General features: G+C 59.0%; 27 protein-coding genes. 20 read left to right on the forward strand and 7 right to left on the reverse strand.

The window, feature by feature from the left end; translation table 11 throughout:
* Nucleotides 1-6 precede the first annotated feature (6 nt).
* From CLM58_RS02025 to CLM58_RS02035, 3 genes are read left to right on the forward strand one after another with little or no spacing between them, the layout of a single operon-like run.
* Nucleotides 7-2,481 (forward strand): glycosyltransferase, encoded by a 2,475-nt coding sequence (locus CLM58_RS02025; protein WP_095594234.1) that lies wholly within the window; start codon nt 7-9, stop codon nt 2,479-2,481.
* The gene (locus tag CLM58_RS02030) at nt 2,478-3,209 is read left to right on the forward strand and encodes a CatB-related O-acetyltransferase (protein ID WP_095594235.1); all 732 of its coding nucleotides are present in this window, start codon (nt 2,478-2,480) and stop codon (nt 3,207-3,209) included. The genes CLM58_RS02025 and CLM58_RS02030 overlap by 4 nt, the downstream gene beginning before the upstream one ends.
* Nucleotides 3,206-3,964: a sulfotransferase family 2 domain-containing protein gene (locus CLM58_RS02035; RefSeq protein WP_095594236.1), complete on the forward strand. Its 759-nt coding sequence runs from the start codon at nt 3,206-3,208 to the stop codon at nt 3,962-3,964. The genes CLM58_RS02030 and CLM58_RS02035 overlap by 4 nt, the downstream gene beginning before the upstream one ends.
* Before the next feature lie 2 nt (nt 3,965-3,966).
* Here the strand turns inward: CLM58_RS02035 and CLM58_RS02040 are convergent, their stop codons facing one another.
* Nucleotides 3,967-4,704: an ABC transporter permease gene (locus CLM58_RS02040; protein ID WP_095594237.1), complete on the reverse strand. Its 738-nt coding sequence runs from the start codon at nt 4,702-4,704 to the stop codon at nt 3,967-3,969.
* Here CLM58_RS02040 and CLM58_RS17395 point away from each other — a divergent pair.
* The 13 genes from CLM58_RS17395 to CLM58_RS02100 all read left to right on the forward strand — a co-directional run bounded on the left by CLM58_RS17395 (nt 4,703) and on the right by CLM58_RS02100 (nt 16,203).
* Entirely contained in the window at nt 4,703-4,834 is a 132-nt protein-coding gene (locus CLM58_RS17395) for a hypothetical protein (RefSeq protein WP_268236429.1), read from the forward strand. The genes CLM58_RS02040 and CLM58_RS17395 overlap by 2 nt on opposite strands.
* A gap of 23 nt (nt 4,835-4,857) precedes the next feature.
* Nucleotides 4,858-5,994 carry a capsule biosynthesis protein gene (locus tag CLM58_RS02045; RefSeq protein WP_095594238.1) on the forward strand — a complete coding sequence of 379 codons (1,137 nt, stop codon included), beginning with the start codon at nt 4,858-4,860 and terminating at the stop codon, nt 5,992-5,994.
* On the forward strand, nt 5,991-6,653 hold the full coding sequence (locus CLM58_RS02050) for an ABC transporter ATP-binding protein (RefSeq protein WP_095594239.1): 663 nt from the start codon (nt 5,991-5,993) through the stop codon (nt 6,651-6,653). Before CLM58_RS02045 ends, CLM58_RS02050 begins: the two co-directional genes overlap by 4 nt.
* Nucleotides 6,654-6,742: 89 nt before the next feature.
* Complete coding sequence (gene bioB / locus CLM58_RS02055) at nt 6,743-7,720, forward strand: biotin synthase BioB (RefSeq protein WP_095594240.1); 978 nt, start codon at nt 6,743-6,745, stop codon at nt 7,718-7,720.
* Nucleotides 7,717-8,820 (forward strand): 8-amino-7-oxononanoate synthase, encoded by a 1,104-nt coding sequence (locus tag CLM58_RS02060; RefSeq protein ID WP_095594241.1) that lies wholly within the window; start codon nt 7,717-7,719, stop codon nt 8,818-8,820. The genes bioB and CLM58_RS02060 overlap by 4 nt, the downstream gene beginning before the upstream one ends.
* Nucleotides 8,817-9,440 (forward strand): dethiobiotin synthase, encoded by a 624-nt coding sequence (gene bioD, locus CLM58_RS02065; RefSeq protein WP_095594242.1) that lies wholly within the window; start codon nt 8,817-8,819, stop codon nt 9,438-9,440. The genes CLM58_RS02060 and bioD overlap by 4 nt, the downstream gene beginning before the upstream one ends.
* On the forward strand, nt 9,437-10,717 hold the full coding sequence (gene bioA / locus CLM58_RS02070; protein ID WP_095594243.1) for an adenosylmethionine--8-amino-7-oxononanoate transaminase: 1,281 nt from the start codon (nt 9,437-9,439) through the stop codon (nt 10,715-10,717). The genes bioD and bioA overlap by 4 nt, the downstream gene beginning before the upstream one ends.
* Nucleotides 10,718-10,746: 29 nt before the next feature.
* Complete coding sequence (locus CLM58_RS02075) at nt 10,747-11,370, forward strand: pimeloyl-ACP methyl esterase BioG family protein (RefSeq protein WP_095594244.1); 624 nt, start codon at nt 10,747-10,749, stop codon at nt 11,368-11,370.
* The gene (locus CLM58_RS02080) at nt 11,367-12,134 is read left to right on the forward strand and encodes a methyltransferase domain-containing protein (protein ID WP_095594245.1); all 768 of its coding nucleotides are present in this window, start codon (nt 11,367-11,369) and stop codon (nt 12,132-12,134) included. The genes CLM58_RS02075 and CLM58_RS02080 overlap by 4 nt, the downstream gene beginning before the upstream one ends.
* 91 nt (nt 12,135-12,225) lie before the next feature.
* Nucleotides 12,226-13,704 carry a UbiA family prenyltransferase gene (locus CLM58_RS02085; protein ID WP_095594246.1) on the forward strand — a complete coding sequence of 493 codons (1,479 nt, stop codon included), beginning with the start codon at nt 12,226-12,228 and terminating at the stop codon, nt 13,702-13,704.
* Nucleotides 13,701-14,126, forward strand: a complete 426-nt coding sequence (locus CLM58_RS02090; RefSeq protein ID WP_095594247.1) for a GtrA family protein — start codon at nt 13,701-13,703, stop codon at nt 14,124-14,126. Before CLM58_RS02085 ends, CLM58_RS02090 begins: the two co-directional genes overlap by 4 nt.
* Entirely contained in the window at nt 14,123-15,463 is a 1,341-nt protein-coding gene (locus CLM58_RS02095) for an FAD-binding oxidoreductase (RefSeq protein ID WP_095594248.1), read from the forward strand. The genes CLM58_RS02090 and CLM58_RS02095 overlap by 4 nt, the downstream gene beginning before the upstream one ends.
* Entirely contained in the window at nt 15,460-16,203 is a 744-nt protein-coding gene (locus tag CLM58_RS02100; protein WP_198950942.1) for an SDR family oxidoreductase, read from the forward strand. Before CLM58_RS02095 ends, CLM58_RS02100 begins: the two co-directional genes overlap by 4 nt.
* Before the next feature lie 56 nt (nt 16,204-16,259).
* Here the strand turns inward: CLM58_RS02100 and CLM58_RS16975 are convergent, their stop codons facing one another.
* The 5 genes from CLM58_RS16975 to leuC form a co-directional block, all read right to left on the reverse strand.
* Nucleotides 16,260-16,547, reverse strand: a complete 288-nt coding sequence (locus tag CLM58_RS16975; RefSeq protein ID WP_143226498.1) for a hypothetical protein — start codon at nt 16,545-16,547, stop codon at nt 16,260-16,262.
* Between the two features lie 175 nt (nt 16,548-16,722).
* Complete coding sequence (gene leuB, locus CLM58_RS02105; RefSeq protein ID WP_095594249.1) at nt 16,723-17,826, reverse strand: 3-isopropylmalate dehydrogenase; 1,104 nt, start codon at nt 17,824-17,826, stop codon at nt 16,723-16,725.
* A 105-nt stretch (nt 17,827-17,931) separates the two neighbouring features.
* The gene (locus CLM58_RS02110; protein ID WP_095594250.1) at nt 17,932-18,771 is read right to left on the reverse strand and encodes a hypothetical protein; all 840 of its coding nucleotides are present in this window, start codon (nt 18,769-18,771) and stop codon (nt 17,932-17,934) included.
* A gap of 238 nt (nt 18,772-19,009) precedes the next feature.
* Nucleotides 19,010-19,615 (reverse strand): 3-isopropylmalate dehydratase small subunit, encoded by a 606-nt coding sequence (leuD, locus tag CLM58_RS02115; protein ID WP_095594251.1) that lies wholly within the window; start codon nt 19,613-19,615, stop codon nt 19,010-19,012.
* A gap of 12 nt (nt 19,616-19,627) precedes the next feature.
* The gene (gene leuC / locus CLM58_RS02120; protein WP_095594252.1) at nt 19,628-21,037 is read right to left on the reverse strand and encodes a 3-isopropylmalate dehydratase large subunit; all 1,410 of its coding nucleotides are present in this window, start codon (nt 21,035-21,037) and stop codon (nt 19,628-19,630) included.
* Between the two features lie 239 nt (nt 21,038-21,276).
* Between leuC and CLM58_RS02130 the strand changes: the two genes are divergently transcribed.
* From CLM58_RS02130 to CLM58_RS02145, 4 genes are all read left to right on the forward strand, one after another.
* Nucleotides 21,277-22,632 (forward strand): mechanosensitive ion channel family protein, encoded by a 1,356-nt coding sequence (locus CLM58_RS02130; protein ID WP_095594254.1) that lies wholly within the window; start codon nt 21,277-21,279, stop codon nt 22,630-22,632.
* 173 nt (nt 22,633-22,805) lie between these two features.
* Nucleotides 22,806-23,171: a ribosome silencing factor gene (gene rsfS, locus CLM58_RS02135; protein ID WP_095594255.1), complete on the forward strand. Its 366-nt coding sequence runs from the start codon at nt 22,806-22,808 to the stop codon at nt 23,169-23,171.
* A complete protein-coding gene (gene rlmH / locus CLM58_RS02140; protein WP_095594256.1) occupies nt 23,171-23,641 on the forward strand; it encodes a 23S rRNA (pseudouridine(1915)-N(3))-methyltransferase RlmH in 471 nt (156 codons plus the stop codon). The genes rsfS and rlmH overlap by 1 nt, the downstream gene beginning before the upstream one ends.
* A gap of 88 nt (nt 23,642-23,729) precedes the next feature.
* A complete protein-coding gene (locus CLM58_RS02145; RefSeq protein WP_143226499.1) occupies nt 23,730-24,650 on the forward strand; it encodes a hypothetical protein in 921 nt (306 codons plus the stop codon).
* Nucleotides 24,651-24,653: 3 nt separating this feature from the next.
* Here CLM58_RS02145 and pip read toward each other — a convergent pair whose 3' ends face one another.
* On the reverse strand, nt 24,654-25,643 hold the full coding sequence (gene pip, locus CLM58_RS02150) for a prolyl aminopeptidase (protein WP_095594258.1): 990 nt from the start codon (nt 25,641-25,643) through the stop codon (nt 24,654-24,656).
* Nucleotides 25,644-25,707: the final 64 nt, after the last annotated feature.

The following is a 25,707-nucleotide window of genomic DNA, read 5'->3' on the forward strand; positions in this document are numbered from 1 at the left end:
ACACCGATGCCCGATATTTCGCGGCTGTTCGACCGATATGTCCAACAACATCTTGATGTGACCCTGCCCGGGCAGCCCATTCTGGCACCGGGTGGACAGGTTCTGGGCTATGCCGAGGCGGTTCGACTGCAGGGCTCTCGCGTCACGGTCACGGGATGGGCTCAGGTCGATGACATCACCCTTTCGATGGGAGAGCACAGCGACTGTGTCGCCCCCTCCATTCACCGCTCTGACGTCAACGCCGCGTTGGATTGCGACCCCTCGATGACACTTGGCTATGGGGCCTCTCTTCCGATGATGCCGGGGGAAATCTGGCTGACCGCGCGACGCGGTGACGCCACCTATTCCGCACCTTTGCTGGAGCTTTCTGAGGCAGACATCATGTCTCATCGCAAGTCTTTGCGGCCTGCGTTCCTGCGACGCCTCGCCAGCGCTTCACCTGTTGGCGCGCTGTGGCTCTTGACCCGCGCGCCGCGCCACAGGGCGACACTCAAACGCAAACTGGGGCTAGAGGCGCGGCCCGCAACCTCTACCGTTTGCCCGACCCTGTTTGCAGAGGCCCAGCCAACCGCGCCGCCCGCGGCAGAGATCACGATTGTTCTGCCCGTTTACAACGCCTTTGACCTTCTGCCCGAGGTTTTACAGCGTGTCATCGACCACACCGATCTGAACTGGAAGATGATCATCGTTGAAGATTGCTCCAGTGATCAGGCGGTCCGGCCCTATCTGCGCAGTTGGTTGAAAGGGCTGCCAAGGTTTCTGTCATCTAAAATCACCTTGGTCGAGAACCCCGAAAACCTTGGGTTTATCCGGTCGGTGAACAAAGCACTGAAACTGGCCATGAAGCATCGCAACCACGTGGTGCTTCTGAACTCTGACGCTTTGGTGCCCGAAGGTTGGGCCAGCCGCCTTTTGCGTCCGATGCTGGACGACGGCCAAGTGGCGACAGTTACCCCCATGTCCAACGACGCCGAGATCTTCACCGCCCCGGCCATCTGCAATCGCATCGACCTGACCCCCGGAGAGGCGGATGTGATCGACAAGGCCGCGCAGCGGCTGCATCCACAGGCCACGCTGTCAGGCGCCCCTACCGGTGTTGGGTTCTGCATGTCGATGAACCGCTCTTACCTGAAACGCCTGCCCCGGCTGGATACGGTCTTTGGCCGCGGCTACGGGGAAGAGGTCGACTGGTGCCAGAAAGCGCGCGCGCTTGGCGGAGCGCATCTGGTCACTCCGACCCTGTTTGTCGAACATCGCGGCGGTGCGTCTTTCGGGTCCGAGGCCAAACAAAAACTGATCGCGAAGAACAACGCCCACATCAGCAAGCGATACCCAACCTATGATGCAGAGGTGCAGGAGTTCATCAAGATCGACCCGATTGCCCCTGCAAGGATGGTTCTGGGGGTTGCGCTGTCTGCTGCCCGACAGAAGGGACCGATGCCCATCTATCTTGGCCATGTCATGGGCGGCGGGGCCGAAGATGATCTGCTACGCCGCATCGATGCCGATCTGAAACGGGACCACGCGGCGATTGTACTGCGCGTTGGCGGCGAGCACCCATGGCGCGTCGATCTGCATGGTCCGTGGGGCGTGACGCAGGCCCAGTTCTCAGATTTCGAAGACGTTCGTCAGGTGCTGCAACCCGTGACTGACAGGAAGGTTGTTTATTCCTGCGCGGTCGGGGGGTCGCACCCGTTGCAAATTCCCGGACAACTAAAGCAACTCGCGGCGGGCGGCACCGCAGTGACGCTGGTCCATGACTATTTCATGGTCAGCCCCTCTTACACGCTGCTGAACAGCGATGGATCCTTCTCTGGCGTCCCGAATACCGAATACCCGAACCGCGCCCACAGCTGGGGACCGACCTCTTTGGCCGAATGGCAGGCGGCATGGCATCCGTTCCTGTCTGCCTGCACCGAGATTGAAGTGTTCTCCGAAAGCAGTGCCCAGATCATCAGTCGAGCCTATCCGGACTGCGCCGAAAAGGTCAGCTTGCGTCCGCATAAGCTGATTTCACCGGTCGGGAAGGTGCCCCCGAAAGACGGCCCTCGCGTGATTGGTGTCCTCGGCAACATCGGCTTCCAAAAGGGCGCAGAGGTTCTTTCGCAGCTTAGCGTCGACCTTGCCCGCGAAGAAACGGCGGGGCTGGTCATCATTGGCAATCTGGACCCGTCGTTTCCGTTGCATCCCTCCGCGCAGATCCACGGCAGCTATGATCGCAAGGACATCCCCAACCTGACCCGCGACTATGGCATCACGGATTGGCTGATCCCGTCGATCTGGCCAGAAACCTTTTCCTTCACGACGCACGAGGCGCTGGCCACGGGCTTGCCGGTCTGGACCTTCGACCTTGGCGCGCAAGCAGATGCCGTGCGCGCTGCCGAAAACGGCGGCGGCGTCATTGAGCTGGATGGCGACAAGGATCCGGCGTCGCAAATTCTTGCAGCGATTTCTGATGGTTCAAGGACCGAAGCCGCATGAGCACACGAACCCTTTCCATCAAATCACTGCGCAACCAAGGGGTAGAGGTCCTGCGGCGCGGTGTCAGCAACTCTGTCACCTTGCCGGTTCAGTCTAGGATAGAGGCGCCAGCCAGCCTGAAATGGACCAGCTATCAACACTCGCTGGAGCTTGGCGCGTTTTCCTATCAGGTCTCGGGCTATTGCTTTGCTGCCCGGATTGGGCGGTATTGCTCTTTCGGGGAAGAGGTTCAGATCGGGCGGCAGAACCACCCGTTGGACTGGGCCTCGACCAGCCCGGCCTTTTACCTGAACTCTGGGCTTTTCGATCTCGATAATGGGTTTGAGGGGGCAGAGGATTTCGCCCGCTATCAATTCGAAAGCGAAAGCCGACCGACTGCCGTAAAGATCACCCGCATCGGGAATGATGTCTGGGTCGGCCATGGCGCGCAGATCATGGCGGGCGTCACCATCGGCGACGGCGCCATAGTGGCCGCAGGCGCCGTGGTCGCCAAGGATGTCCCGCCCTACGCCGTCGTTGCGGGCAACCCTGCGACGATCAAGAAGATGCGTGTGCCCTCTTTGCTGATCTCACCACTTTTGCGCTGCAAATGGTGGAAGTATGCCCCCTGGCAACTTGCACATCTGGATCCCGGCCACCTTGAACACTTCGTTGCGGGTGTCTTCGAGATGACCGAAACGCCGCCCTTTGCCCCAACCATCGTCGACCTGCAGGAAGGTGCGTCATGACCCCGATTGTCTTTCTTCACATCCCGAAAACCGCGGGCCAAACGGTCCACAATGAGATCGCACAACAATTGCCTGCAGGTGCGGTGTCACCGGTTCGGGTCCACACCCAATCAGTCGAGGGGCTTCAGTACCCCGAAGGCTTTTCTTTCTATTCCGGACACCTGGACTGGCCCGAACCCGCGCGGTTCGACGAAAAGGCCTTTATGTTCACCATTTTGCGCGACCCCAGAGAGCGGATCGCCTCTTTCTATTTCTACCTGCTGAAGGAAGCAGAGAAACTGCCCGGATCAGAGCTTGCCAAACCGCAACACACCGGGAAACGTATGGTGCTGACGCATTCTGCGGATGACTATTTCTTTGGCGGGTCGAAGATGTGGCAACTGTTCATTCGCGACCACTATGACAATGTCTATTGTCGGTATTTTGCCTCTGGAAAATTGCGTGGATACGGGCCGACAATGAACTTGTCCGCCACCCAGCTTTTGAGGCAGGCAGAGGCCGGATGTTCGCGGCTGGACAAGGTGTACCACCTGTCCGATCTGTCCCCGTTAGAGCATGACCTGTCTTCGTTGTTCGACATCGACACCAAACTGGTGGGCAATTACCACAACGCGGGTCGCCTTCCGCAGTCGAAATCCCGCTGGACAATGCTGCTGGATCACTTCGAAACCGACCGTGCGCGCCGCAGGATCAAATCCTTCGCCACCTTGGATGAGGCCTTCATGGACCGGATGGAGCTTTCGAAAGTGGCCTGAGGTCAGCCATCCAGCATGGTTCGGTGATGTCGCCTTAGGAACACCAGCCCCAAAACCAAAAGCCCTAGGCTGGTTCCGCAGACATAGGGGATCGAAACAAAGTTTGCGTCATAACCCGGATAGAATCCGCGTCGCAGCAGGCCAATCAAGTGGCTGATCGGGTTGAACCAAAGCAAGTCTCGATACGGTTGCGGGACGGATTCAAAGGTGAAGAAAACGCCCGAGATGATGAATAGCGGCCGCGTCGCGATGGACCAGGCCCGCTGCCACAGGGGAACTGCGGTAAACAGAAATGCGTTCATCACACCCACCCCAAGTGACAGACACGCCACCAGCAAAAACGCCAGCGCGATAACAGGAAGCTGGGGCAGCGTCCGCGTATCAAAAACCAGCCAGATGCCCGTCAGCAACAAATAGGCCACCAGAAGCTGGGTCATCGTAGCCACAAAAAATCGTGCGAGGATGGCGTCCAGAAATGTCACGCGGGGATAGGCCAAAAGAGGCCGTGAAAACAGCAATGACAATGCCGTCTTGCCGGATGCCTCGGTAAACATCAGGAAGGGGATCATGCCGGTTGCATAGAAAATCGGGAAGTTTGTCCCAAGCGATGGCGCCTGAAACCCCAAAGAGAACACCATTGTCAGCAAAGTTATCCCGGCTGCGGGTTCAAGCACGGCCCAAAGATATCCGCCGGGTGACGCGCCATAGGTTGTCGACATCTCGCGCAGGGACAAGGCCATGACCGCCCGAAAACTGGACCAGCGTCCGGGGTGGGCTGCGGGCCTTTGTGGTGGGGCAATGCTGGACATGGCGGCAAAATCCAAAGCGCAGATACCTGCTGTTAAGGGCCAGCCTGTAGCAACAGGGTGAATGAACTCATAACGCGAGCCCCCATGACCGCAGAAATTGCACCACCGGTTGCCCCTGCCACCTTTCGAAACCGTCACGTTCTGGTGGTGCTCAGCTTCCTTTTACTGGTCGCCGCGCCAGTGGCGGCATCCGCCTGGTACTTGTGGACGCGCGCGGCGGATCAATATGCCTCGACCGTGGCATTCTCTGTCCGGCAGGAAAAGCTTAGTTCCGCGATAGAGGTCTTGGGGGGGATAACCGACCTTTCGGGCACGTCGGCCTCGGACGCCGATATCCTTTATGAATTCATACAAAGTCAGGCTTTGGTAGCGCAGGTCGATCAGCGACTGAACCTGCGGAAAATCTGGTCGCAAACAAAGGGCGATCCGGTCTTTGCTTTTGATCCCTCAGGAACGATCGAAGATCTTCAGTCGCATTGGAAACGCAAACTGCGCATCGCCTATGACACGACCACAGGTCTGATAGAGCTTCAGGTGCTTGCCTTCACGCCAGAAGACGCAACCGCCATTGCACAGGCCGTTCTGGCCGACAGCACCGCGATGATCAACAAACTGTCCGAGGCGGCGCGTGAAGACGCCATTCGCCATGCCCGGGCAGAGCTGGATCTGGCGGTCACTCGCCTGAAAGCCGCGCGGGCCAAGTTGACCCGTTTTCGCAACCAGAACCAGTTGGTCAACCCAGAGGCCGATTTGCAAACCCAGACAGGCCTGTTGGCGACGCTGCAATCTCAACTGGCGGAATCGCTGATCGAATTGGACCTGCTGTATGGAACGACGCGCGAAAACGATCCTCGAATAGCGCAGGTCCGCCGTCGGATTGACGTGATCGAGGACCGCATCACCGACGAACGCGCCAAGCTTGGCTTGGGCGAAGGGGAAAACGGGCAGGCCTTCGCGACACTGGTTGGGGAATACGAGACCCTCGTCGTGGATCGCGAGTTCGCCGAACAGTCCTATACCGCAGCGCTTGCCGCATATGACGCAGCACAGGCAGAGGCCCGGCGCCAAAGCCGGTATCTGGCGGCCCATATCCTGCCCACGATGGCCGAACGTGCCGAATACCCACAGCGGTGGATGCTGATGATCACCGGCACGCTGTTTCTGTTTCTTAGTTGGGCAACGCTTGTGCTGATCGGCTACGCCCTGCGGGATCGGCGATGATCCGTCTGGAAAACCTGACCAAGCGGTTCGTACTGAGGGGACGGCGCAAGGTAATTGCGGACCGGATCAACGCGACCTTCCCAACGGGCCGGTCCGTCGCACTACTGGGGCGGAACGGGGCAGGTAAATCCTCGCTTTTGCGGATGATCGCGGGGACGCTGGACCCAACCTCTGGCCGCGTGGTCACAGGCGGCACGATGTCTTGGCCGGTTGGGTTCGGCGGTTCGTTCCACGGTGATCTGACCGGCGTACAGAACACACGGTTCGTGGCGCGTATCTACGGCGTCGATTCCGATGCACTGGTGGATTATGTCGCCGAATTTGCGCAGCTTGGGGACCACTTTCACCTGCCATTTCGCAGTTATTCGCATGGGATGAAATCGCGGCTGGCCTTCGGTGTGTCCATGGGCATTCGATTCGACACCTACCTTGTCGATGAAATCACCGCTGTTGGCGATGCAGCATTCCGCGCCAAAAGCAGCCGTGTTTTCAGGGATCGACTGACGCAATCAGGTGCGGTCGTCGTCAGCCATGCGATGGGTCAACTGCGCGAACTTTGCGACTGCGGCGCTGTGCTGGAAGGTGGAAAGCTGAATTTTTTCAACGATCTTGAACAGGCCATCGCCCAGCATGAAGAGAATATGTCACGCACTGTGTGACATTTCGCCCTGCGACCTTCGTTCAAGAAATCCTCTCGCACTTGCGGAAAAATAGGCTATATATCCGCGGATATCTGACGGAGACACTCATGCTGGACAATGTCAAACTGCGTACCGATTGGACTCGGGAAGAAGCCGAAGCCATCTACAACCAACCGTTCATGGACCTGCTGTTTCAGGCCCAGACGGTGCATCGGGAACATTTTGACCCCAACCAGATCCAGAAATCAGAGCTGATTTCGATCAAGACCGGCGGCTGCGCCGAAGACTGTGCCTATTGCAGCCAGTCGGCGCGCAACGGCTCTAAACTCTCGGCGTCCAAGCTGATCGAGGTAGAGCGTGTTCTGGCAGAGGCCCGCAAAGCCAAGGAATCCGGCGCGACCCGCTATTGCATGGGTGCGGCGTGGCGTTCGCCCAAGGACCGCGACATGGAACAGCTGGAAGCCATGGTTGCCGGCGTCAAGGCGATGGGGATGGAGACCTGCATGACCCTTGGCATGCTGGATGACAATCAGGTCATCCGCCTGAAGGGCGCGGGTCTGGATTACTACAACCACAACATCGACACGTCCGAGCGTTATTACTCTGAAATCATCACCACCCGCACCTTTGCCGAACGTCTGGACACGCTTGCCCGTGTTCGTGATGCCGGTATCAAAGTCTGCGCAGGCGGCATCGTCGGCATGGGCGAACAGCAGATGGACCGGATCGACATGCTGCTGACCTTGGCCACGCTGGAAGAGCATCCCGACAGCGTCCCGGTCAACATGCTGATGCCACAGGCCGACACGCCGCTGGCCGATGTCGAAAAGCTGGACCCGATCGAATTCGTTCGCACCATCGCACTGGCACGTATCCTGATGCCACGCGCCCATGTGCGCCTGTCCGCAGGCCGCGAAGACATGAGCGACGAGATGCAGGCGATGTGCTTCTTCGCTGGCGCGAACTCTATCTTCACCGGGGAAAAGCTGCTGACCGCAGGCAACCCGGAAGAAGACAAAGACAACAAGCTCTTTGCCAAGCTGGGCCTGTCGGCCATGGCCGTGGGGTGCCACGGCACCAAATGAGCGGCTTCGCCCGGCACGCCTCGGCGCTTGAGGCCCTGAAAACCCGCGGGAGACTGCGGGTTTTGTCAGGTCGGGGCGGGTATGATTTTGCCTCTAACGACTATCTTGGGCTGGCAGATTCCGATTTGTTGCGCAATGCGGCGATGGCCGCGATCCAGCGCGGGGTTCCGGTTGGATCTGGCGGGTCGCGTCTTTTGCGGGGCAATGCGGAAGAACATGAACTGCTAGAGGCAGAGGCCGCCGCGTTCTTTAGCTCCGAAGCAGCCCTGTTCATGGGGGGTGGGTTTGTCGCCAATACGGCGATCTTCAGCACCCTACCGATGCAGGGCGATCTGGTTCTGTTCGACGAATGGGTCCACGCCAGCGCCCATGAGGGCATGAAACTGGGTCGTGCCGACACGCAGGCCTTTGCGCATAACGATGTCTCGGATGCCGCTGCCAAGCTGGAAGCATGGCAGGGTGGGCGCGTCTGGATTGCTGTCGAAAGCGTCTACAGCATGGACGGCGATATCGCCCCCTTGAAAGCCCTGGCTGAGCTGGCTGTGAAGCACGACGCCGTTCTGGTCGTCGACGAGGCCCACGCCACTGGCGCTTTCGGCGCAGGGCTGGCGCACGGCTTGCCCGGCGACATCGTCGGTCTTCACACCTGCGGCAAAGGATTGGGCGTTCATGGCGCGCTGATCACGGCAGACCGCGTGTTGATCGACACGCTGATCGCCAAAGCCCGCAGCTTTATCTATGCCACTGCCCCCAGTCCGCTGAACGCAGCCTTGGTCCGGGCCGCTTTGGCAGAGTTGTCGCAAAGCGACACCCTGCCCAAAGCACATCAAGCCTTGGTCGCGCACGCCCATGCCGAGGCCGAACGCTGCCTTGGCCTGACCGGCTTCGACAGCCAGATCATGCCGGTCATCGTGGGCGAGGACCGCCCCGCGCTGGACCTTGCGGCCCGCATGCAGGCGCATGGCTATGATATCCGCGCGATCCGGCCGCCGACGGTACCAAAGGGCACCTCGCGACTGCGTATTCCGATCACATTGAACACGCCCGCCGAGGTGATCACCGAAATGTTCGAAACTCTGGCGAAGGAGATGGCCAAATGACCCGAATAGTTGTCACCGGCACCGACACCGGCATCGGGAAAACCATCTTCTCTGCGGCGCTGACCGGGGCGTTGAAGGCCTCGTACTGGAAGCCCGTTCAGGCGGGTCTGGTAGAAGAAACCGACAGCGAGCTTGTCGCGCGTCTGTCCGGGCAACCTGCGCTTCCCGAAGCCTATCGCCTGAAAATGCCCGCCTCGCCCCATCTTGCGGCCGAGGCCGAAGGGGTCGAGATCTCGCCGATCTCACTGCTGATGCCTCAGGTCGACGGCTCGCTTGTGATTGAAGGCGCGGGCGGGCTGATGGTGCCGCTGAACCGTCGCGTGTTGTATCTGGATGTGATGGCGGGATGGGGCCTGCCGGTGGTGCTGTGTGCCCGGACCGCGCTTGGTACGATTAACCACTCCTTGCTGTCGCTGCAGGCGCTGCGAAATGTCGGCTGCGATGTGCTGGGCGTTGCCTTTATCGGCGAGCCCGAGCCCGAGGTCGAAGAGACCATTGCGCAGATGGGCCACACCAGACGCCTTGGCCGGCTGCCGATGCTGGACGACCTCACGCCAGAGGCCCTGCAGGCTGCCTTTGCCGAAAACTTCGAGCTTTCGGATTTCGGAGGCAACATATGACACCGGCTGAATTCGACGCCGCCCACCTGTGGCACCCCTATACAAATGTCGTCAAACCCGGGCCCACCCATCTGGTGCGCAGCGCCGAGGGCGTGCGCCTGACATTGGATGACGGGACCCAGATGATCGACGGCATGTCGTCCTGGTGGTCGACGATCCACGGCTATCGCCACCCGGTGATCGAAAAGGCGGTCAAAGACCAGTTGGAAACCCTGCCGCATGTCATGTTCGGCGGTCTGACTCACGAACCGGCAGCGCGGCTTGGTCAGCAGTTGCTGGACATGACCCCGTCAGATCTGACCCGCATCTTCTATTGCGACAGCGGGTCTGTCTCGGTCGAGGTCGCTATGAAAATGGCGGTGCAGTACCAGTTCTCGACCGGTCATCCGGAACGGACCCAGTTCGCCACGATCCGCTCGGGCTATCACGGTGATACGTGGAAAGCGATGAGCGTCTGCGACCCGGTCACCGGCATGCACCACCTGTTCCAAGGAGCGTTAAGTCCGCAGTTCTTCGTCCCGACCCCGTCGGTGAAATTCGGTGAACCGTGGGAGGTAGACCCCGCCAAGAACGGGCTGGCTGAATTGGCCCGCGTGCTTGAGACCCAGAAAACAATCGCTGCCCTGATCCTTGAGCCCATCGTTCAAGGCGCGGGTGGCATGTATTTCTACCACCCCGAATACCTCAACCAAGCGCGCCGCTTGTGTGATGAGGCCGGGGTTCTGTTGATCTTTGACGAGATCGCCACCGGCTTTGGCCGCAGCGCCATGCTGTTTGCCACCGGTCACACGGCAATCCAACCCGACATCCTGTGTCTGGGCAAGGCCGTGACGGGCGGCACCATGTCCTTCGCCGTGACAATGGCCAACGACCGCGTGACCGACGGCATCGGCAACGGCGAACCGGGCGTTTTCATGCATGGGCCCACCTTTATGGGGAACCCGCTGGCCTGCGCAGCGGCAAGCGCCTCTTTATCGCTGCTGCAAGACGGGAAGTGGCGTAAACGGGTCTATGATATCGAGATGCAGATGCGCAGCGAGCTGGCACCTGCAAAGGACCTGCCCGGCGTGGCCGAGGTTCGGACCCTTGGCGCAATTGGCGTGATCGAGATGGACCACATTGTCAGCGCCGATCAAGCTCATCCGATCAGCAAAGAGCTGGGTGTCTGGCTGCGGCCCTTCGGGCGGAACATCTATTGCATGCCGCCCTTCGTGACCTCGCCCGAGGATCTGTCGAAGATTACCCATGCCATGGTGCAGTTGGCCAAGGTCCTGTAGAAGCCACCGCTGACAAGGGTGAACGACACATGAACCACCGCTGGATACGCCGGACCGAAGGGACCAAGACGGTCGTGATCGTCTTTGGTGGCTGGGCCGTGGGCTGGGCGCCCTTCGCGCATCTGGAGGGGCCAGAAGATGTGTTGTTCGTCGAAGATTACCGCGATCTGAACCACGACCTGCCAGACCTTGGCGGTTATGCCCAGCGCTGGCTTTTGGCCTATTCGCTTGGCGTGGCAAGCTTTGGTCATTGGGCACAAGGGCGCAGGTTTGATCGGACAGTAGCGGCTTGCGGCTGCTTGACCCCAGTGGACCGCCGTCTGGGCATTCCTGCGCAGGTCTATCAGGCGACGCAGGACGGTCTGACTGAAGACAGTTATCAGGGTTTCCTTGCGCTTTGCCACGGACACAATGTCGAACCACAAACGGTCGATATCCCTGCACGACAGGCCGAACTGGCCGCCATTGCAGACCGTGGGCCTGCGCCTGTGACGCCTTTTGATCATGTCCTGATCGCCGACAAGGACCGGATTTGGCCCAAAGCGAACCTGACCCGCGCGTGGGATGGCCATAACATGGTTCATCTGGACGCACCGCATGTGGCCTTCTCTGGTTTTCAAACCTGGCGCGATCTGTTTGAAGGGCGGCTATGAATCAGGATCGTGTTGCGCAAAGTTTCCGCCGCGGGCTGGCCAGTTATGGTCGCGCGGCGCAAGTCCAGAAGGACGGGACCTCCCGCCTGCTGGACCTCTTTGCGCTGGTCTCGACCCAGACCCGGTTTGCCCAGGCGTTGGAGTTCGGCTGCGGCACCGGGTTTCTGACCCGTGCTTTGCTGTCGCGGTTCGAGATCGGCGAGCTGACCCTGAACGACCTTCTACCCGAAGCGGTCGAGCGCACCCAAGACAGCCTGACAGATAAGACAACGGCTTTGCCCGGTCCGATCGAAGAGCTGGCCTTGCCCGCTTCGCTGGACCTGATCGCCTCTGCCGCGACCGTGCAGTGGATCGAAGACCAGCAAAGCCTGCTGCAAAAACTGTCCGAGGCCCTCGCGCCCGGCGGCTGGTTGCTGCTAAGCGGCTTTGGTCCCGGCCATTTCACCGAACTGCAAAGCCTTGGCCTGACCAAGTTCAACGACAGTTTCCGCGACCCGAATGCGTGGAAGGGGATCCTGCCAGACGGGTTGCAGCCCGTTACGGTTCAGATGGAATCGCATGTCTTGCAGCTAAGCTCGCCCCATTCGGTTCTGATGCACCTGCGTCAAACCGGGGTGAATGGGGCCGTGGGGGCGCAATGGACCAAGTCCCGGCTGCGTGACTTTGAGGCCCGATATATCGCTGAATACAGCACCGATCACGGTGTCACGCTGACCTATCAGCCTGTTTACGTCATTGCCCGTAAACGCGCGCCCAAGGCGTGATCCAATTTCCCCATGTTTTCAGCAGCTTTGCGTCATAGGCTTTCCTTGATTGCGGCCTAGGCTGAAATCATGCACCAATTCAGGTGACGGAATGAACAAGGGGACGCTTTTGTCGTCTGACGCGCAAATCGCCACACAGCCTGCCTCGGGCCAGCCGCCACTGATCGTTGATCTGGACGGGACGCTGGCGCGCACCGACACGTTGCATGAGGCGATGCTTGGCTTTGCCGCCGAACACCCGATGCGGCTGTTTGATCTGGTGCGCTGGCTGAAGCAGGGCAAAGCGCAGTTCAAGGACCGGCTGGCGTCCGAGGTCATGACCCAGCCCGACACACTGCCCCTGAACAAGGACGTTCTGGCCCTGATCCAAACCGCCAAGAACGAGGGACGAGAGGTTCATCTGGTCTCGGCCTCTGACCATCGACAGGTCGAGGCGGTTGCCGATCACCTCGGACTGTTTGACAGTGCCATGGGCTCTGACCGGTTGCGGAACCTGTCAGGGCAGGCAAAGGCCGATTTCCTGGTAGAGACCTTTGGCGCAGGTGGGTTTGACTATGTCGGTGACAATTCGGTGGATATGGCCGTCTGGGCGAAAGCCCGGCGCGCGATCACCGTAGGTGCCGACGGCAAGCTGCGCAGCGCGGTAGAGGGGCTAGAGGCCGAGGCGATCCATATCTCTCCGCCCATGCCAAAGGCCGAACGGGCCCGGGTGCACCTGAAGGCGCTGCGCCCGCATCAATGGCTGAAGAACCTTTTGGTCTTTGTCCCGGCGCTGGCCGGGCATGAGCTGGGTGCGTTTGGGCCGTCACTGCTGGCCTTTTTCGTCTTCTGCCTGACGGCCTCGTCGATCTACCTGATCAACGACATGCTGGATTTGGATGTGGACCGCCGCCATCCGCGCAAGTGCAAACGCCCCTTCGCAGCTGGTACGATCCCGGTGGCCGAGGGGGCCTTGGTCGCGATCGGGCTGTTGTCCGTCGCTGCGATAACGGCCCTAATCCTTGATCCGCTCTTCTTCCTTGTGATGCTGGGCTATGTCGTTCTGACCACGCTTTATTCACTGGTTCTGAAGCGGCGGCTGATGGTGGATATCTGGGCGCTGGCTGCGCTTTACACCCTGCGGATCGTCGCCGGGGCGGTTGCTGCGGGCCTGTTGTTGTCGGGTTGGCTATTGGCCTTCTCAATGTTCCTGTTCCTGTCTTTGGCAGCCGTCAAACGACAGTCTGAACTGGCCGACCTTAAGAAACGCGGACTGGTTGAAACCGATGGCCGTGCCTATCACGTGGACGACCTGCCTGTTGTTCTGGGCGCGGCGCTGGCGTCTGGTTACTGCTCGGTCCTGGTTCTAGCGCTTTACATCTCGAACGCTCAGGTCATGGGTCTTTATGAAACCCCCGGCCTGTTGTGGCTGGTCTGTCCGCTACTTCTGTATTGGATCAGCCGCGCCATCATGATCAGCTGGCGCGGAAAAATGGACGACGACCCGATCCTGTTTGCTGTCAAAGACCGGGTCAGCCTGATCATCTTCGCCTCGTCAGCGCTTCTGTTCGTTCTGGGGGCCGTGGTATGAGCCTTGGACAACTGGTCCTGCGCTACTCTGTCTTCGCAATGGTGGCCACGGTGATGAACCTTGGGACGCAGCGCATTAGCCTTGCCACTTACGATGGTGCTTTCGCGCTGGCGGTTGCGATCTTCTTTGGCACAGGCGTCGGACTGGTGGTGAAATACCTGCTGGATAAGTACTTCATTTTTGCCGACCTGCGCGGCGGGGCAGCAACCCACGGCAAACAGTTTGGCCTTTATACCCTGATGGGCGTCGCCACGACGGCGATCTTCTGGGGGATGGAATATGGCTTCTGGGCCATATGGCAGACCGACCCGATGCGAGAGCTGGGCGCCATCATCGGTCTCGCCATCGGCTATGTCACCAAGTACCAGCTGGACAAGCGCTATGTCTTCACTGACAGCGCCTTGGCCAAGGGGGTCGCATGAGCCGGGTAGAGACGCTTTCTGGTTGGGGCCGCTGGCCCAAACGCGACTGTGTCGTGGACGATTTTGATCCGGCGACCGACACGCCGGACCGGTTCAACCATTCGACCATCACGCGCGGGGCCGGGCGGTCTTATGGCGATGCGGCGATGAACCCCGACATGACCTTTCTGGGACCCTTGCGAAACCGCTTTATCAGCTTTGATCCCGAGGCCGGAGACCTTGTTCTGCAAGCCGGTGCCAAGTTGTCAGAGGTGCTAGAGGCCTTTGTTCCGCGTGGCTGGTTCCTGCCCGTAACCCCGGGCACGAAATTCGCCACCATCGCGGGTGTCCTTGCCGTCGACGCCCATGGCAAGAACCACCATGCAGAGGGGTCTTTCGGCGATCACGTGAACTGGTTCGACCTGATGCAGGCCGATGGTCAGATAAAGCGCTGTTCGCCCAAAGACAGCGTGCACCTGTTCAACGCCACCATCGGTGGGATGGGGCTGACCGGGCACATCCTGACCGTTTCGATCAAACTGCGCCGGATCGAAACCGCGTGGATTCAGCAGAAAACCCTGCCAGCGGCCAACCTTGAACAGGCGATGCAGCTGTTCGAGGACCATCAGGACGCCACCTATTCCGTCGCGTGGCTGGATTGTCTGGCCAAGGGCGATGCCCGGGGACGGTCGCTGATTTATCTGGGCGAACATGCCTCGGTCGCGCAGCTACCGGCAGAGCAGCGATCGAAGCCGTTCGACTATCCTGCGCCCAAGCCGAAATCCATGCCGATCGACGCGCCAAATTGGGCGTTGAACCGGTTCAGCCTGAAGGCGTTCAACTATCTGTATTACCGCAAAGGCACCAAGGCTCCGCCGGTCGAGCTGGTGGACTATGACCGTTATTTCTATCCGCTGGATGCGATTCACCAGTGGAACCGGCTGTATGGAAAACGCGGGTTCGCGCAGTACCAATGCGCGCTGCCGCTGGCATCCGCGAAAGAGGCATTGCTGGAACAGCTGGATGCGATTTCCAAGGCGGGGCTGGGCTCTTTCCTTGCCGTGCTGAAACGGCTTGGCCCCGGCGCGCCCAACCGCCCCCTGTCCTTCCCGATCGAAGGCTACACGCTGGCGCTGGACTTCCCGCTGACCCCACAGGCGCTGACCCTGATGGACCTGCTAGACGAAATCACCATCGCGCATGGCGGCCGCCTGTACCTTGCCAAGGACAGCCGCATGACCCAAGCCACGTTCGAGGCGTCTTATGGCGACGCCCTGACCCAATTCCGCGCCCTGCGCCGCCAGACCGGCGCCTATGACGCGTTCCAATCCCTGCAATCGAGAAGGTTGAACCTGTGATCCCAGCTGATAGCCCCGTCCTGATCCTTGGTGCCCGGTCCGACATGGCCCGCGCGCTGGCGCATGAGTTTGCCAAAGAGGGCCACCCGCTGATGCTGGCCGCCCGGAATGCCGACACCCTGTCCGAGGACATGACCGACCTAGAGGTCCGTTTTCAGGCCAAGGTGACTGCCCATGACTTCGACATTCTGGATGTCGACGGCCACGCCGCGTTTCTGGGCAACCTGCCCGAGGTGCCCGCCGTAGTCGTCAGCGTCGTCGGCTTCATGGGCGATCAGGACGAGAGCGCCATCAACCCCGATGCCGCACGCAAGGTGATCGACACCAACTTCACCGCGCCCTGCCTGATGCTGGAGCTGTGCGCCGGTCGTCTGGCAGAGCTGAAACGTCCGACAGCGATCATCGGCATCGGATCGGTCGCCGGGGACCGCGGACGGGCCAAAAACTATGTTTACGGTGCGGCCAAGGCGGGGTTTGCGACATGGCTATCGGGGATGCGCCAGAAATATGTGGATAGCCAGCTGCATATCATGACCGTCAAACCGGGTTTTGTACGCACCTCGGCCACGGCGGATATGGATTTGCTGGGCCCGTTGACGGACGAGCCAGAGGCCTTTGCCAAGAAGGTCATGAAAGCGCTGAAGCGGAAAAGCCAAGTCTACTACGACATCAAATGGCGCGCCGTGATGGGGGTGATTACCCACCTGCCAGAGCGGATTTTTATGAAGACCAAATTTTAGGAGGGCGGATCACTGCCCTAAGAGGTCGTTTCTTTCAGGCCCTGCGGCAAAGACCGCTATTTCCGCGCTCGGTACAATGCTATCATCACACCAGCGGAGGCACCACCAAAACCGGCAACGGTACCAATCAAAACGACATACAAGCCAATACCAAACTCAGCGCAGCTTGAGCCGCAAATGAACCCCACTAATACAAAAAATGGAATTCCCGAAAGAAATGTGGCTAAGTATCCTGCGCGATAGGGGTTTATCCACCTGAATATGGGAAGCTTCCCAGCAATCCAATTCAAAACCAAAGTCAGGCTCAAGCCTGTAACAAAACCGGCTAGGATAACAATGCTCACAGCGCCCCCCAAATGTATCTCCTACAAGACAACTTACCAGAGTTTGGTTGTCGAAAGAGGCCTGTAATTACCGAACGCCCGTTTCGGCCGGCCTAGCAGACTTTAGACGCAGCGATTTAAACAAAAAACGCCCGGCGCGATGGCCGGGCGTTTCTAATTCTAGCAGTTGTAGTCCTTACAGGCTGGCGTCCAGTGCGGCGACGATTGCGTCGCCCATTTCGCTGGTCGAGACCGGCACTTCGCCATCGGCTTGCAGCAGGTCGGCAGTGCGGACACCATCGGCCAGCACTTTCTCGATCGCGGCTTCGAGACGGTCGGCCTCTTCGCCCAGATCGAAGCTGTAGCGTAGCGCCATAGCGAAGCTAAGGATACAGGCGGTGGGGTTGGCTTTGCCCTGACCCGCGATGTCCGGGGCAGAACCGTGAACCGGTTCGTACATGGCTTTCGGACGGCCATTGGCCATCGGTGCACCCAGAGAGGCCGACGGCAGCATGCCTAGCGAGCCGGTCAGCATCGCGGCACAGTCGGACAGGATGTCACCGAACAGGTTGTCGGTGTAGATGACGTCGAACTGCTTGGGCGCACGGACCAGCTGCATCGCGCCGTTGTCAGCATACATGTGCGACAGTTCCACCTCGGGGTAGTCCTTGGACACCTCGGTGACGACTTCGCGCCATAGGATGCCCGACTCCATCACGTTGGCCTTTTCCATCGAGCACAGTTTCTTGTTGCGACGCATGGCCAGTTCAAAGGCAGAGCGTGCACCACGTTCGATTTCGGACTCGGTGTAGCGCTGCGTGTTGATGCCAACGCGCTCGTTGCCTTCTTCGAAAATGCCGCGCGGCTCGCCGAAGTAGACGCCCGAGGTCAGCTCGCGCACGATCATGATGTCCAGACCGGACACGATGTCGGTTTTCAGCGACGAGAAGTCGGCCAGCGCGTCAAAGCACTGAGCAGGGCGCAGGTTGGAATACAGGTCCATTTCCTTGCGCAGGCGCAGCAGGCCACGCTCGGGCTTTACGCTGAAATCCAGATCGTCGTATTGTGGGCCGCCAACAGCGCCCAGAAGAACTGCGTCGACTTCCTGCGCTTTGGCCATGGTGTCGTCGTGCAGCGGGGTGCCGTGCACGTCATAGGCCGCGCCGCCAACAAGGTCTTCGCTGACGTCAAAGGTGATGTCGCGCTTGGCACCGAACCAGTCGATGATCTTGCGGACCTCGGTCATGACTTCGGGGCCGATGCCGTCGCCGGCAAGGATAAGAAGCGAAGGGTTCGTCATGGGTGCCACGTCCTTGTTTTTAACAGTCGCAATGGGCTTATTCCCTGCGGGCCAGAGGGTCAAGTCAGGCAGGGGTCAGTTTGTCAGAACAGGGGGTGTGTGGGGCTAAACCGCCAGAAGCGTGCCGTCTTTTTCCGCCATGGCCCGCGTGTTGCGGCGCTGCTCGCGGATCATCTGCGCAATGCGACCAATGGCGATCCCACGCATGAACAGGCTGGTGGGCAAAACTGTCCAGGCGGTGAGGATCCAAAGCAGGGTCTGCGGGTTGTGCATGCGAACAGGGTCAAACACATCGACCGTAAGTCGCATGGCAATAGGGATCAGGAAGGGCAGCAGGAACCCAAGGGCGACATTGAACCGCGCGTCGCGGCTTAGCCGGTCGGCAACGTCGCCACCCGCTGTCGGATCGAACGTGGGTAGGTTCACCCAGACATTGAACGACCCGTTTTTGATCGGCCAGTTCAGGTAGCGCATGATCAGAAGGAACAGCGCAAGCGACACGATCGAAATGAGATATGCAATGCCCGCAGCCGCGCGCAACAGGATGCGGCCCCCTTCGCTGGAATCTTCGGGCAGAAGCCCCACGACCAGATGCACAGGGCTATAAGGAATATCGATGACGCGACCAATGACATCACCAACGATCGCAACCAGCTGCGTCAGCGGCGTCGGGTCGGTCAGGTTGCGAAAGATCAGCGACAGCAACGTCACGGTCACCATCATTGAGAGGAAACGAATGCGATTAAACGGCGGGGCGTCGCGAAATTCGATGATACCGGGGTAGGTGGCGTTATATTCGGTGAAGGTCAGCGCGGCGGCAAAGATTGCAACCAAGGCAATCACCTGCGCGGCTTCGGTAGAAGTCTGCGGCAGCAGTAATGTCGGCAATGCCACCATCAGAACAACAACTGCTGCTCTAAGAAGTGCCCCGAATATCCGCTTCATTCTTTGTTCCGTCGTCGGTTCATATTGCGCGGCTTACACTTGCCGCAGGGAGATATACGCACCTTACAACTCGCCCTAAAAGAATCTACTCTTCGGGGAGAGGTTAACTTAGAACTTATGAAAAAGAATGGAAATTGTTACCTAGGGTCAAAAAGGCTTAAAACCGTCACCTTTTTGCGTTCCCGGGCAGGTATTGTCCACGCGCCCGGGAAAATATTATCCTACAACTTGTCCAAGATCAGACCCAGGGACGCTCGGCGTTGGCTTTGGTTTCGAACGCTTCGATCGAATCCACTTTCTCAAGTGACAGGCCGATATCGTCCAGACCTTCCAGCAGGCAGTGCTTGCGGAACGGGTCAACTTCGAACGAGAAGACCTCGCCGTCAGAGGTGGTGATGGTCTGGGCTTCCAGATCCACGGTTTGGCGGGCGTTTTCGCCTTTTTCCGCGTCTTTCATCAACACATCTACCTGCTCTTGCGGCAGGATGATCGGCAGAATGCCGTTCTTGAAGCAGTTGTTGTAGAAGATGTCGGCAAAGCTGGTCGAGACGATCGACTTGATACCGAAATCCGCAATCGCCCAAGGCGCGTGCTCACGCGACGAGCCGCAGCCAAAGTTATCGCCCGCGATCAGGATTTCCGCGTTGCGATAAGCCGGCTTGTTCAGCACGAAATCTTCGATTTCGGTGCCGTCGCGGTTATAGCGCATCTCGTCGAACAGGCTGACACCAAAGCCGGTGCGCTTGATCGATTTCAGGAACCGCTTGGGGATGATCATGTCGGTGTCGATGTTGACCAGCGGCATGGGGGCCGCGACGCCAGTGACTGTTTTGAACTTTTCCATCTGATCGGCTCCTTACATCATCTCACGAACATCGGTCAGGTGACCGGTGATCGCTGCAGCGGCGGCCATGGCGGGCGACACCAGGTGGGTGCGGCCTTTGAAGCCCTGACGACCTTCGAAGTTACGGTTCGAGGTCGAGGCACAGCGCTCTTCCTCACCCAGCTGGTCGGGGTTCATGGCAAGGCACATGGAACAACCCGCCAGACGCCATTCAAAACCGGCTTCCTTGAAGATGTCGGCAAGACCCTCTTCTTCGGCTTGGGCACGAACCAGACCAGAGCCCGGCACGACCATGGCACGCAGACCGTCTTTGATCTTCTTGCCTTTCAGGATCTCAGCCGCAGCACGCAGGTCTTCGATCCGACCGTTGGTGCACGAACCGATGAAGACGGTGTCGATCTCGATCTCGGACAGTTTCTGACCGGGCTTCAGGCCCATGTACTCGATCGAGCGGCGGGCCGCTTCGATCTTACCGCCGGTGAAATCTTCCGGTGCCGGAACAACGCCAGAGATCGGCAGTACGTCCTCGGGTGAGGTACCCCAAGTGACGACGGGCTCGATCTCTTCACCTTTCAGGGTGACGACCTTGTCGAAATGCGCACCTTCGTCGGTGAACAGGGTCTTCCAATAGGCCAGCGCGGCTTCCCACTCGGCGCCTTTGGGCGCGTGCGGGCGGCCTTTGACATATTCAAAGGTGGTCTCGTCCGGGGCGATCAGGCCAGCGCGGGCTCCGCCTTCGATGGCCATGTTACAGACGGTCATACGGCCTTCCATCGACAGATCGCGGATCGCTTCACCGCAGTATTCGATGACATAGCCAGTACCGCCGCCGGTGCCGGTCTCGCCGATCACGGCCAGAGTGATGTCCTTGGCGGTCACGCCCGGCTTCAGCTTGCCGGTGATTTCCACCTTCATGTTCTTGGACTTCTTCTGAACCAGCGTCTGGGTGGCCAGAACGTGTTCAACTTCCGAAGTACCGATGCCGTGCGCCAGCGCGCCAAAGGCGCCGTGGGTCGCGGTGTGGCTGTCGCCGCAAACAACGGTCATGCCCGGCAGGGTCCAACCCTGTTCGGGACCAACGATGTGCACGATGCCCTGACGGATATCGGTCACCGGGTAGTAATGGATGCCGAATTCCTTGGCGTTGCTGTCCAGAGCAGCCACCTGAATGCGGCTGTCTTCGGTCATCGCCTCGGGGTTTTCGCGACCTGCGGTGGTCGGAACGTTGTGGTCCGGCACAGCAATGGTCTTTTCCGGCGCACGAACGGTGCGGCCGGCCATGCGCAGGCCTTCAAACGCCTGCGGGCTGGTCACTTCGTGCACAAGGTGACGGTCGATATACAGCAGGCAGGTGCCGTCTTCGGCTTCGTGGGCTACGTGAGCATCCCAGATTTTATCGTAAATTGTCTTCGGGGCGGTCATTGGTCCTCTCCCGTGGATTGTCAGAAATTTTGGTACGTCGGATGGGGCGCCGGCCTTATAGGCACGCCAAAATGGTCAGCGTTGCGCCGAAGAACCGCCAAGGCAGGCGCGCGCGGTCGTCCATGTCAAAAATCCGAGTCATCGCCGTGCAGATACACGTTCACCCTTTCTCTATCAAGAGTTAGAGGGTTGATTGAGGTCCGCAGGGGCGGCAAACTGCCAGAAAAACAAGGACCGGCATGGAGCAGGAAACCCCAGACAGCAGCGCGGCCCTGACGGACAACGCGCAAGAGGCCCTGGCCTTTGGTCAGCGCTTGGCCGAAATCGCTGCCACGGCAGCGGAAAATGCGCTGCGCCCGTGGAATGCCTATCAACTGGCAATCGCGCTTGGGCTGTTCATTCTCGCAACCATTCTGGCCAAGCCCATCGGCAACCGTTTCCGCGAATGGCTGCGCACCCGCGAAGGCTGGCCGCTATGGCGGATCAAGCTTGGCCTGACCCTGCACAAACGTGTTCGCTCCATCATGTTCATCGTGCTGATCTGGGTCGCGATCCTTGTGATGAGAGAGGTCACATGGCCCAGCCGCAGCTATCTTTTGTCGGTCATCGGCAACCTTGCGCTGGCATGGCTGATCGTTGCACTAGCGTCGCGTCTGGTTGCCAACACCTTGCTGCGCAGCCTGATCAAATACGGTGCTTGGTTCTGGATCACCCTGCGCATTCTCGACATCACCGAAGAAACAGAGGGGCTTCTGGACGCGATTGCGCTGACGCTTGGCGAGACCCGCATCTCGCTGCTTCTGATCCTGCAGGCCATTTTCATTCTGGGTGTTCTGCTGGCTATCGCCCGGTTCCTGTCGTCATCCACCACAACTCGGATCAAGAAGAATCCCGAGATTTCGCCGTCCATGCAGGTTCTGGGCGTCAAATTCGCCCAAATTATCTTCTATGGCGCCGCGTTCTTTATCGGGTTGAAGGTCATCGGCATCGACCTGACCGGGCTTGCCGTTCTATCGGGCGCGATTGGTGTCGGCCTTGGTTTTGGCCTGCAAAAAGTTGTGTCGAACCTTGTGTCGGGCGTCATCATCCTGCTGGACAAGTCGATCAAGCCCGGCGATGTCATCAGCCTTGGCGACACCTTCGGCTGGATCAATTCCCTTGGCGCACGCTATGTCTCTGTGGTGACGCGGGACGGGCGGGAATACCTGATCCCCAACGAAGATCTGATCACCGGCCAAGTGGTCAACTGGTCCCATTCAGACGAGTTTGTCCGGCTCGATATCCCGTTCGGGACAAGCTATGGCGATGATCCGCATCTGGTGCGCCAACTGGCGGTGGATGCTGCGCTTTCGGTTGATCGGGTGCTTGGCGACCGCGCCCCGGTGTGCCACGTCACCGGCTTTGGCGACAGTTCCGTCGATTTTGTCCTGCGCTTCTGGATTGAGGACCCGTCCTCGGGCCTGACCAATATCCGCGGGCAGGTCTATTTGGCGCTTTGGGACACGTTCAAAGAACACAACATTTCGATCCCGTTCCCGCAGCGAGAAGTCAAACTTCTGGACGGTTCAAGGCTGGAAACTGGATCGCAAACATAGATCTGTTGCAACACTTGTACGCGTTTACTTGTGGTTTCATTGAAAAGTTGTATGTCACGCGTTACCTTTAACACATCCCAGCGCCGGGGATTGGTCGGCGCGTCACGTAGGAGGACCATGTCCTGTCTCAACATGCAGATGCGGTGCATGCTACACCCGCAGCGGGATTGCCGATGACTGAGCTTTCCCAAGCCACCACAGCCGAAGCGCTGTTGGAACTGATTACCTCTACCCTTACCGACGAAAAAGCCGAGGATATCATCTCGATCGACCTGCGCGGAAAGACCGCCATGGCCGATTACATGGTGATCTGTTCGGGTCGTTCGTCGCGCCAGGTGGCCGCGTTGTCCGAGAAGCTGACCCAGAAGGTCAAGGAAAGCTTCAACCGGAACTCCAAGGTCGAAGGCAAGGATCAGGGTGACTGGGTTCTGATCGACACGGGCGATGTGATCGTCCATGTCTTCCGCCCCGAGGTGCGAGAGTTCTATCAGCTCGAAAAGATGTGGCTTCCGGCAGGGGCCAAACCGGCCGAGGCCTGATGCGCGTAACAATCTGTGCGGTGGGCCGCCTTCGGGCGGGCCCGGAACGCACGCTGATCGACGACTACCAGACCCGGTTCGACCGAACCGGGCGTGGGTTGGGACTGGGTCCGCTGAAAATCACCGAAGTGGAAGATCGCAAGGGGGGCGGCATGGGTGCCGAGGCCTCTCTGTTAGAGCGCGCCATCCCGAACGGTGCGCTGATCTGCACGCTGGATGAACGCGGCAAATTAATGAGCTCGCCCGACTTTGCCAAGCTTATGGCCCGCTGGCGCGACACCGGCCGCAGCGACGTGGCCTTTGTGATCGGGGGCGCCGACGGGATTGATCCGGAACTGCGCGCCAAAGCCGATGATAGCTTGTCCTTCGGCAAGATGGTCTGGCCCCACATGCTGGCCCGGGTGATGCTGACCGAACAACTGTATCGGGCGGCGTCTATATTGTCCGGAGCACCCTACCACCGCGAATAGAGTTGATTTGGCCAAGGTTTCTTCGCAAGCTTCGACTGAATTTGGGTTTAAATTAAAGTTCGACACTAGTTTGGGAAGGAAAAGTGCTTTGGCTACGACTCTAAATGATAAAAACATTAAATCTGTTTTAGCAGACATTCCAAAAAAAGGATTTCGCACCAAGTTCTGGCGCGAGCATCGTTCTCGCGCATGTAAGGGCAGCGGCGTGGCCAAATATTTGGATCAGCTAGAGGCCTGGGGCTTGCCACCGTCTGGCGATCCTGCAAAGGCGGACTTGGACCAAATGGGAAATATCGTTCAGGGTTTTAGCTTTTTGTCGAATGCTATGCTGAAAGCCGGAGGCAAATGCGGCAAGGCCCAAAAGCACAGCGAGATGCTCTGCAAAGAATACCGGGATGTCATTAAAAAGCTTGAGGCGAATGCCACAAAGCTTGCCCAGAACGCCGTAAAGATCAAAGCCGCCCGGGCGGCGCAGGATGAGAAGATCCGACAGCAAAACGAAAAGTCGGACAAGATAATGGCGAAGATGAAGGAGGATCAGGAGGGCAACCGCAAGCTGTTCCTCAAAGAGATTGTCGCCGTCGCCGTTCGTGCGAAGAAGATCGAAGAGGCCTGCAAGAAAGTGGTCAAAGACGTTGATAACGGCGTGAAACTTCTGGAAGCCGTCACCGCAGATTTCAAATCAAAGAGCGGCAAAGAAGGCGTGGATCAAATGGTGTTGGAGGCGACGGCCCAAAAGCAAATTATGTCGATCGCCAAAAAGCAGAATATCGCCGCTCATGGGAAATCCGTTGGCGGCGCCATGGTGAAGCTGCAAAAAGACGTCATTACCAACTTCAAACAGTTCAAGCCGGAAAGCTGGAACAAGAAGGAAATGACTGACAGTACCAAGGCAATTAAAGCGATGCAGACCTCTTATGGAGAGGCCAAAGACTCTTTGAAGTTCTATACGGTGCAGCACAAAATTGCTTTGGACGCTGTGCAAAAAGCCCGGGGCGAAGGGGGTTAATCCTTACAATCCCAGCGCCCCGGCGCGGCGGGCGACAGTGTCAGTGACCCGGACCAGCTCTGCGCTGATGCCGGGTTCTGACAGGGCGTGGCCTGCGATGGGCACCATCCGTAACTCGGCCCGATGCCAGTCCTTGGCCAGCGCATAGGCTGCCGAAGGCGGGCAGATCATATCATAGCGGCCCTGAACGATGCTGGCCGGGATGTGCGCGATCTTGTGCAGGTCCTCAAGGATCTGGTTGTCCCGCTCTAGCCAACCACCGTTGAAGAAATAATGGTTCTCAAGCCGTGAAAAGGCACGAGCGTAATCCGCCGGGGCATCGCCCACGTTGCCATTGCTGCTGACAGAGGCCAGCGCGTTTTCCCACTTGGCCCAGGATCGGGCAAAGCTGGTTTCCGTCATCAGGTCCCCCGAAAACAGACGCCTGTTGTAGGCAGCGATCAGGTCGTCGCGCTCTTTCTCTGGGATTGGGTCGACGAAATTGTCCCACAGATCGGGCCAGAACCGTCCGGCACCACCGCCATAGAACCAGTTAAGCTCTGCCCGGGTCATCAGGAACACCCCGCGCAGCATCAGATAAGCTGCGCGGTCGGGATGCGCCTGCGCATATAAAAGGGCCAAGGTGGCCCCCCAACTGCCGCCGAACACGGCCCAGCGGTCGATTTTCAGGGTGTCGCGGATCAGCTCGATATCGCTGACCAGATCCCATGTCGTGTTGTTCGTGACAGAGGCATGAGGCCGAGACCGCCCGCATCCGCGTTGGTCGAACAGCACAATGCGATAGGCTTTTGGGTCGAAATACCGGCGCATGGCCGGGCTACAGCCACCACCGGGCCCCCCGTGCAAAACAACGACCGGGATACCGTTCGGATTGCCGCATTGCTCGACATAGACCTTGTGTCCGTCACCCACATCCAGCATGCGCTGGTCAAAGGGTGCCAGAGAAGGGTAAAGCAGTTGCGCAGCGCGCTTTTGGCCAGAGGATTTATCCATTATCGCACTATATAGCGTGTAGGCGCCCAATTTCAGGCGTTTAACTAGGAAAACAGAAAGGCGC

This window comes from Actibacterium pelagium, assembly GCF_002285415.1.
Lineage (GTDB): Bacteria > Pseudomonadota > Alphaproteobacteria > Rhodobacterales > Rhodobacteraceae > Actibacterium_B > Actibacterium_B pelagium.

Excerpts from the sequence above, each read along its gene's own strand:
- CLM58_RS02085 (WP_095594246.1), top strand. The coding sequence starts at position 12,226 with ATGAACAAGGGGACGCTTTTGTCGTCTGACGCGCAAATCGCCACACAG.
- leuB (WP_095594249.1), bottom strand. The coding sequence starts at position 17,826 with ATGACGAACCCTTCGCTTCTTATCCTTGCCGGCGACGGCATCGGCCCC.
- leuD (WP_095594251.1), bottom strand. The coding sequence starts at position 19,615 with ATGGAAAAGTTCAAAACAGTCACTGGCGTCGCGGCCCCCATGCCGCTG.
- CLM58_RS02045 (WP_095594238.1), top strand. The coding sequence starts at position 4,858 with ATGACCGCAGAAATTGCACCACCGGTTGCCCCTGCCACCTTTCGAAAC.
- pip (WP_095594258.1), bottom strand. The coding sequence starts at position 25,643 with ATGGATAAATCCTCTGGCCAAAAGCGCGCTGCGCAACTGCTTTACCCT.
- CLM58_RS02030 (WP_095594235.1), top strand. The coding sequence starts at position 2,478 with ATGAGCACACGAACCCTTTCCATCAAATCACTGCGCAACCAAGGGGTA.
- CLM58_RS02075 (WP_095594244.1), top strand. The coding sequence starts at position 10,747 with ATGAACCACCGCTGGATACGCCGGACCGAAGGGACCAAGACGGTCGTG.
- CLM58_RS17395 (WP_268236429.1), top strand. The coding sequence starts at position 4,703 with ATGACCGCCCGAAAACTGGACCAGCGTCCGGGGTGGGCTGCGGGCCTT.
- rlmH (WP_095594256.1), top strand. The coding sequence starts at position 23,171 with ATGCGCGTAACAATCTGTGCGGTGGGCCGCCTTCGGGCGGGCCCGGAA.
- CLM58_RS02060 (WP_095594241.1), top strand. The coding sequence starts at position 7,717 with ATGAGCGGCTTCGCCCGGCACGCCTCGGCGCTTGAGGCCCTGAAAACC.
- leuC (WP_095594252.1), bottom strand. The coding sequence starts at position 21,037 with ATGACCGCCCCGAAGACAATTTACGATAAAATCTGGGATGCTCACGTA.
- CLM58_RS02130 (WP_095594254.1), top strand. The coding sequence starts at position 21,277 with ATGGAGCAGGAAACCCCAGACAGCAGCGCGGCCCTGACGGACAACGCG.
- CLM58_RS02040 (WP_095594237.1), bottom strand. The coding sequence starts at position 4,704 with ATGGCCTTGTCCCTGCGCGAGATGTCGACAACCTATGGCGCGTCACCC.
- rsfS (WP_095594255.1), top strand. The coding sequence starts at position 22,806 with ATGACTGAGCTTTCCCAAGCCACCACAGCCGAAGCGCTGTTGGAACTG.
- CLM58_RS02110 (WP_095594250.1), bottom strand. The coding sequence starts at position 18,771 with ATGAAGCGGATATTCGGGGCACTTCTTAGAGCAGCAGTTGTTGTTCTG.
- bioA (WP_095594243.1), top strand. The coding sequence starts at position 9,437 with ATGACACCGGCTGAATTCGACGCCGCCCACCTGTGGCACCCCTATACA.
- bioD (WP_095594242.1), top strand. The coding sequence starts at position 8,817 with ATGACCCGAATAGTTGTCACCGGCACCGACACCGGCATCGGGAAAACC.
- CLM58_RS02095 (WP_095594248.1), top strand. The coding sequence starts at position 14,123 with ATGAGCCGGGTAGAGACGCTTTCTGGTTGGGGCCGCTGGCCCAAACGC.
- CLM58_RS02025 (WP_095594234.1), top strand. The coding sequence starts at position 7 with ATGCCCGATATTTCGCGGCTGTTCGACCGATATGTCCAACAACATCTT.
- CLM58_RS02080 (WP_095594245.1), top strand. The coding sequence starts at position 11,367 with ATGAATCAGGATCGTGTTGCGCAAAGTTTCCGCCGCGGGCTGGCCAGT.
- CLM58_RS02050 (WP_095594239.1), top strand. The coding sequence starts at position 5,991 with ATGATCCGTCTGGAAAACCTGACCAAGCGGTTCGTACTGAGGGGACGG.
- CLM58_RS02090 (WP_095594247.1), top strand. The coding sequence starts at position 13,701 with ATGAGCCTTGGACAACTGGTCCTGCGCTACTCTGTCTTCGCAATGGTG.
- bioB (WP_095594240.1), top strand. The coding sequence starts at position 6,743 with ATGCTGGACAATGTCAAACTGCGTACCGATTGGACTCGGGAAGAAGCC.
- CLM58_RS02035 (WP_095594236.1), top strand. The coding sequence starts at position 3,206 with ATGACCCCGATTGTCTTTCTTCACATCCCGAAAACCGCGGGCCAAACG.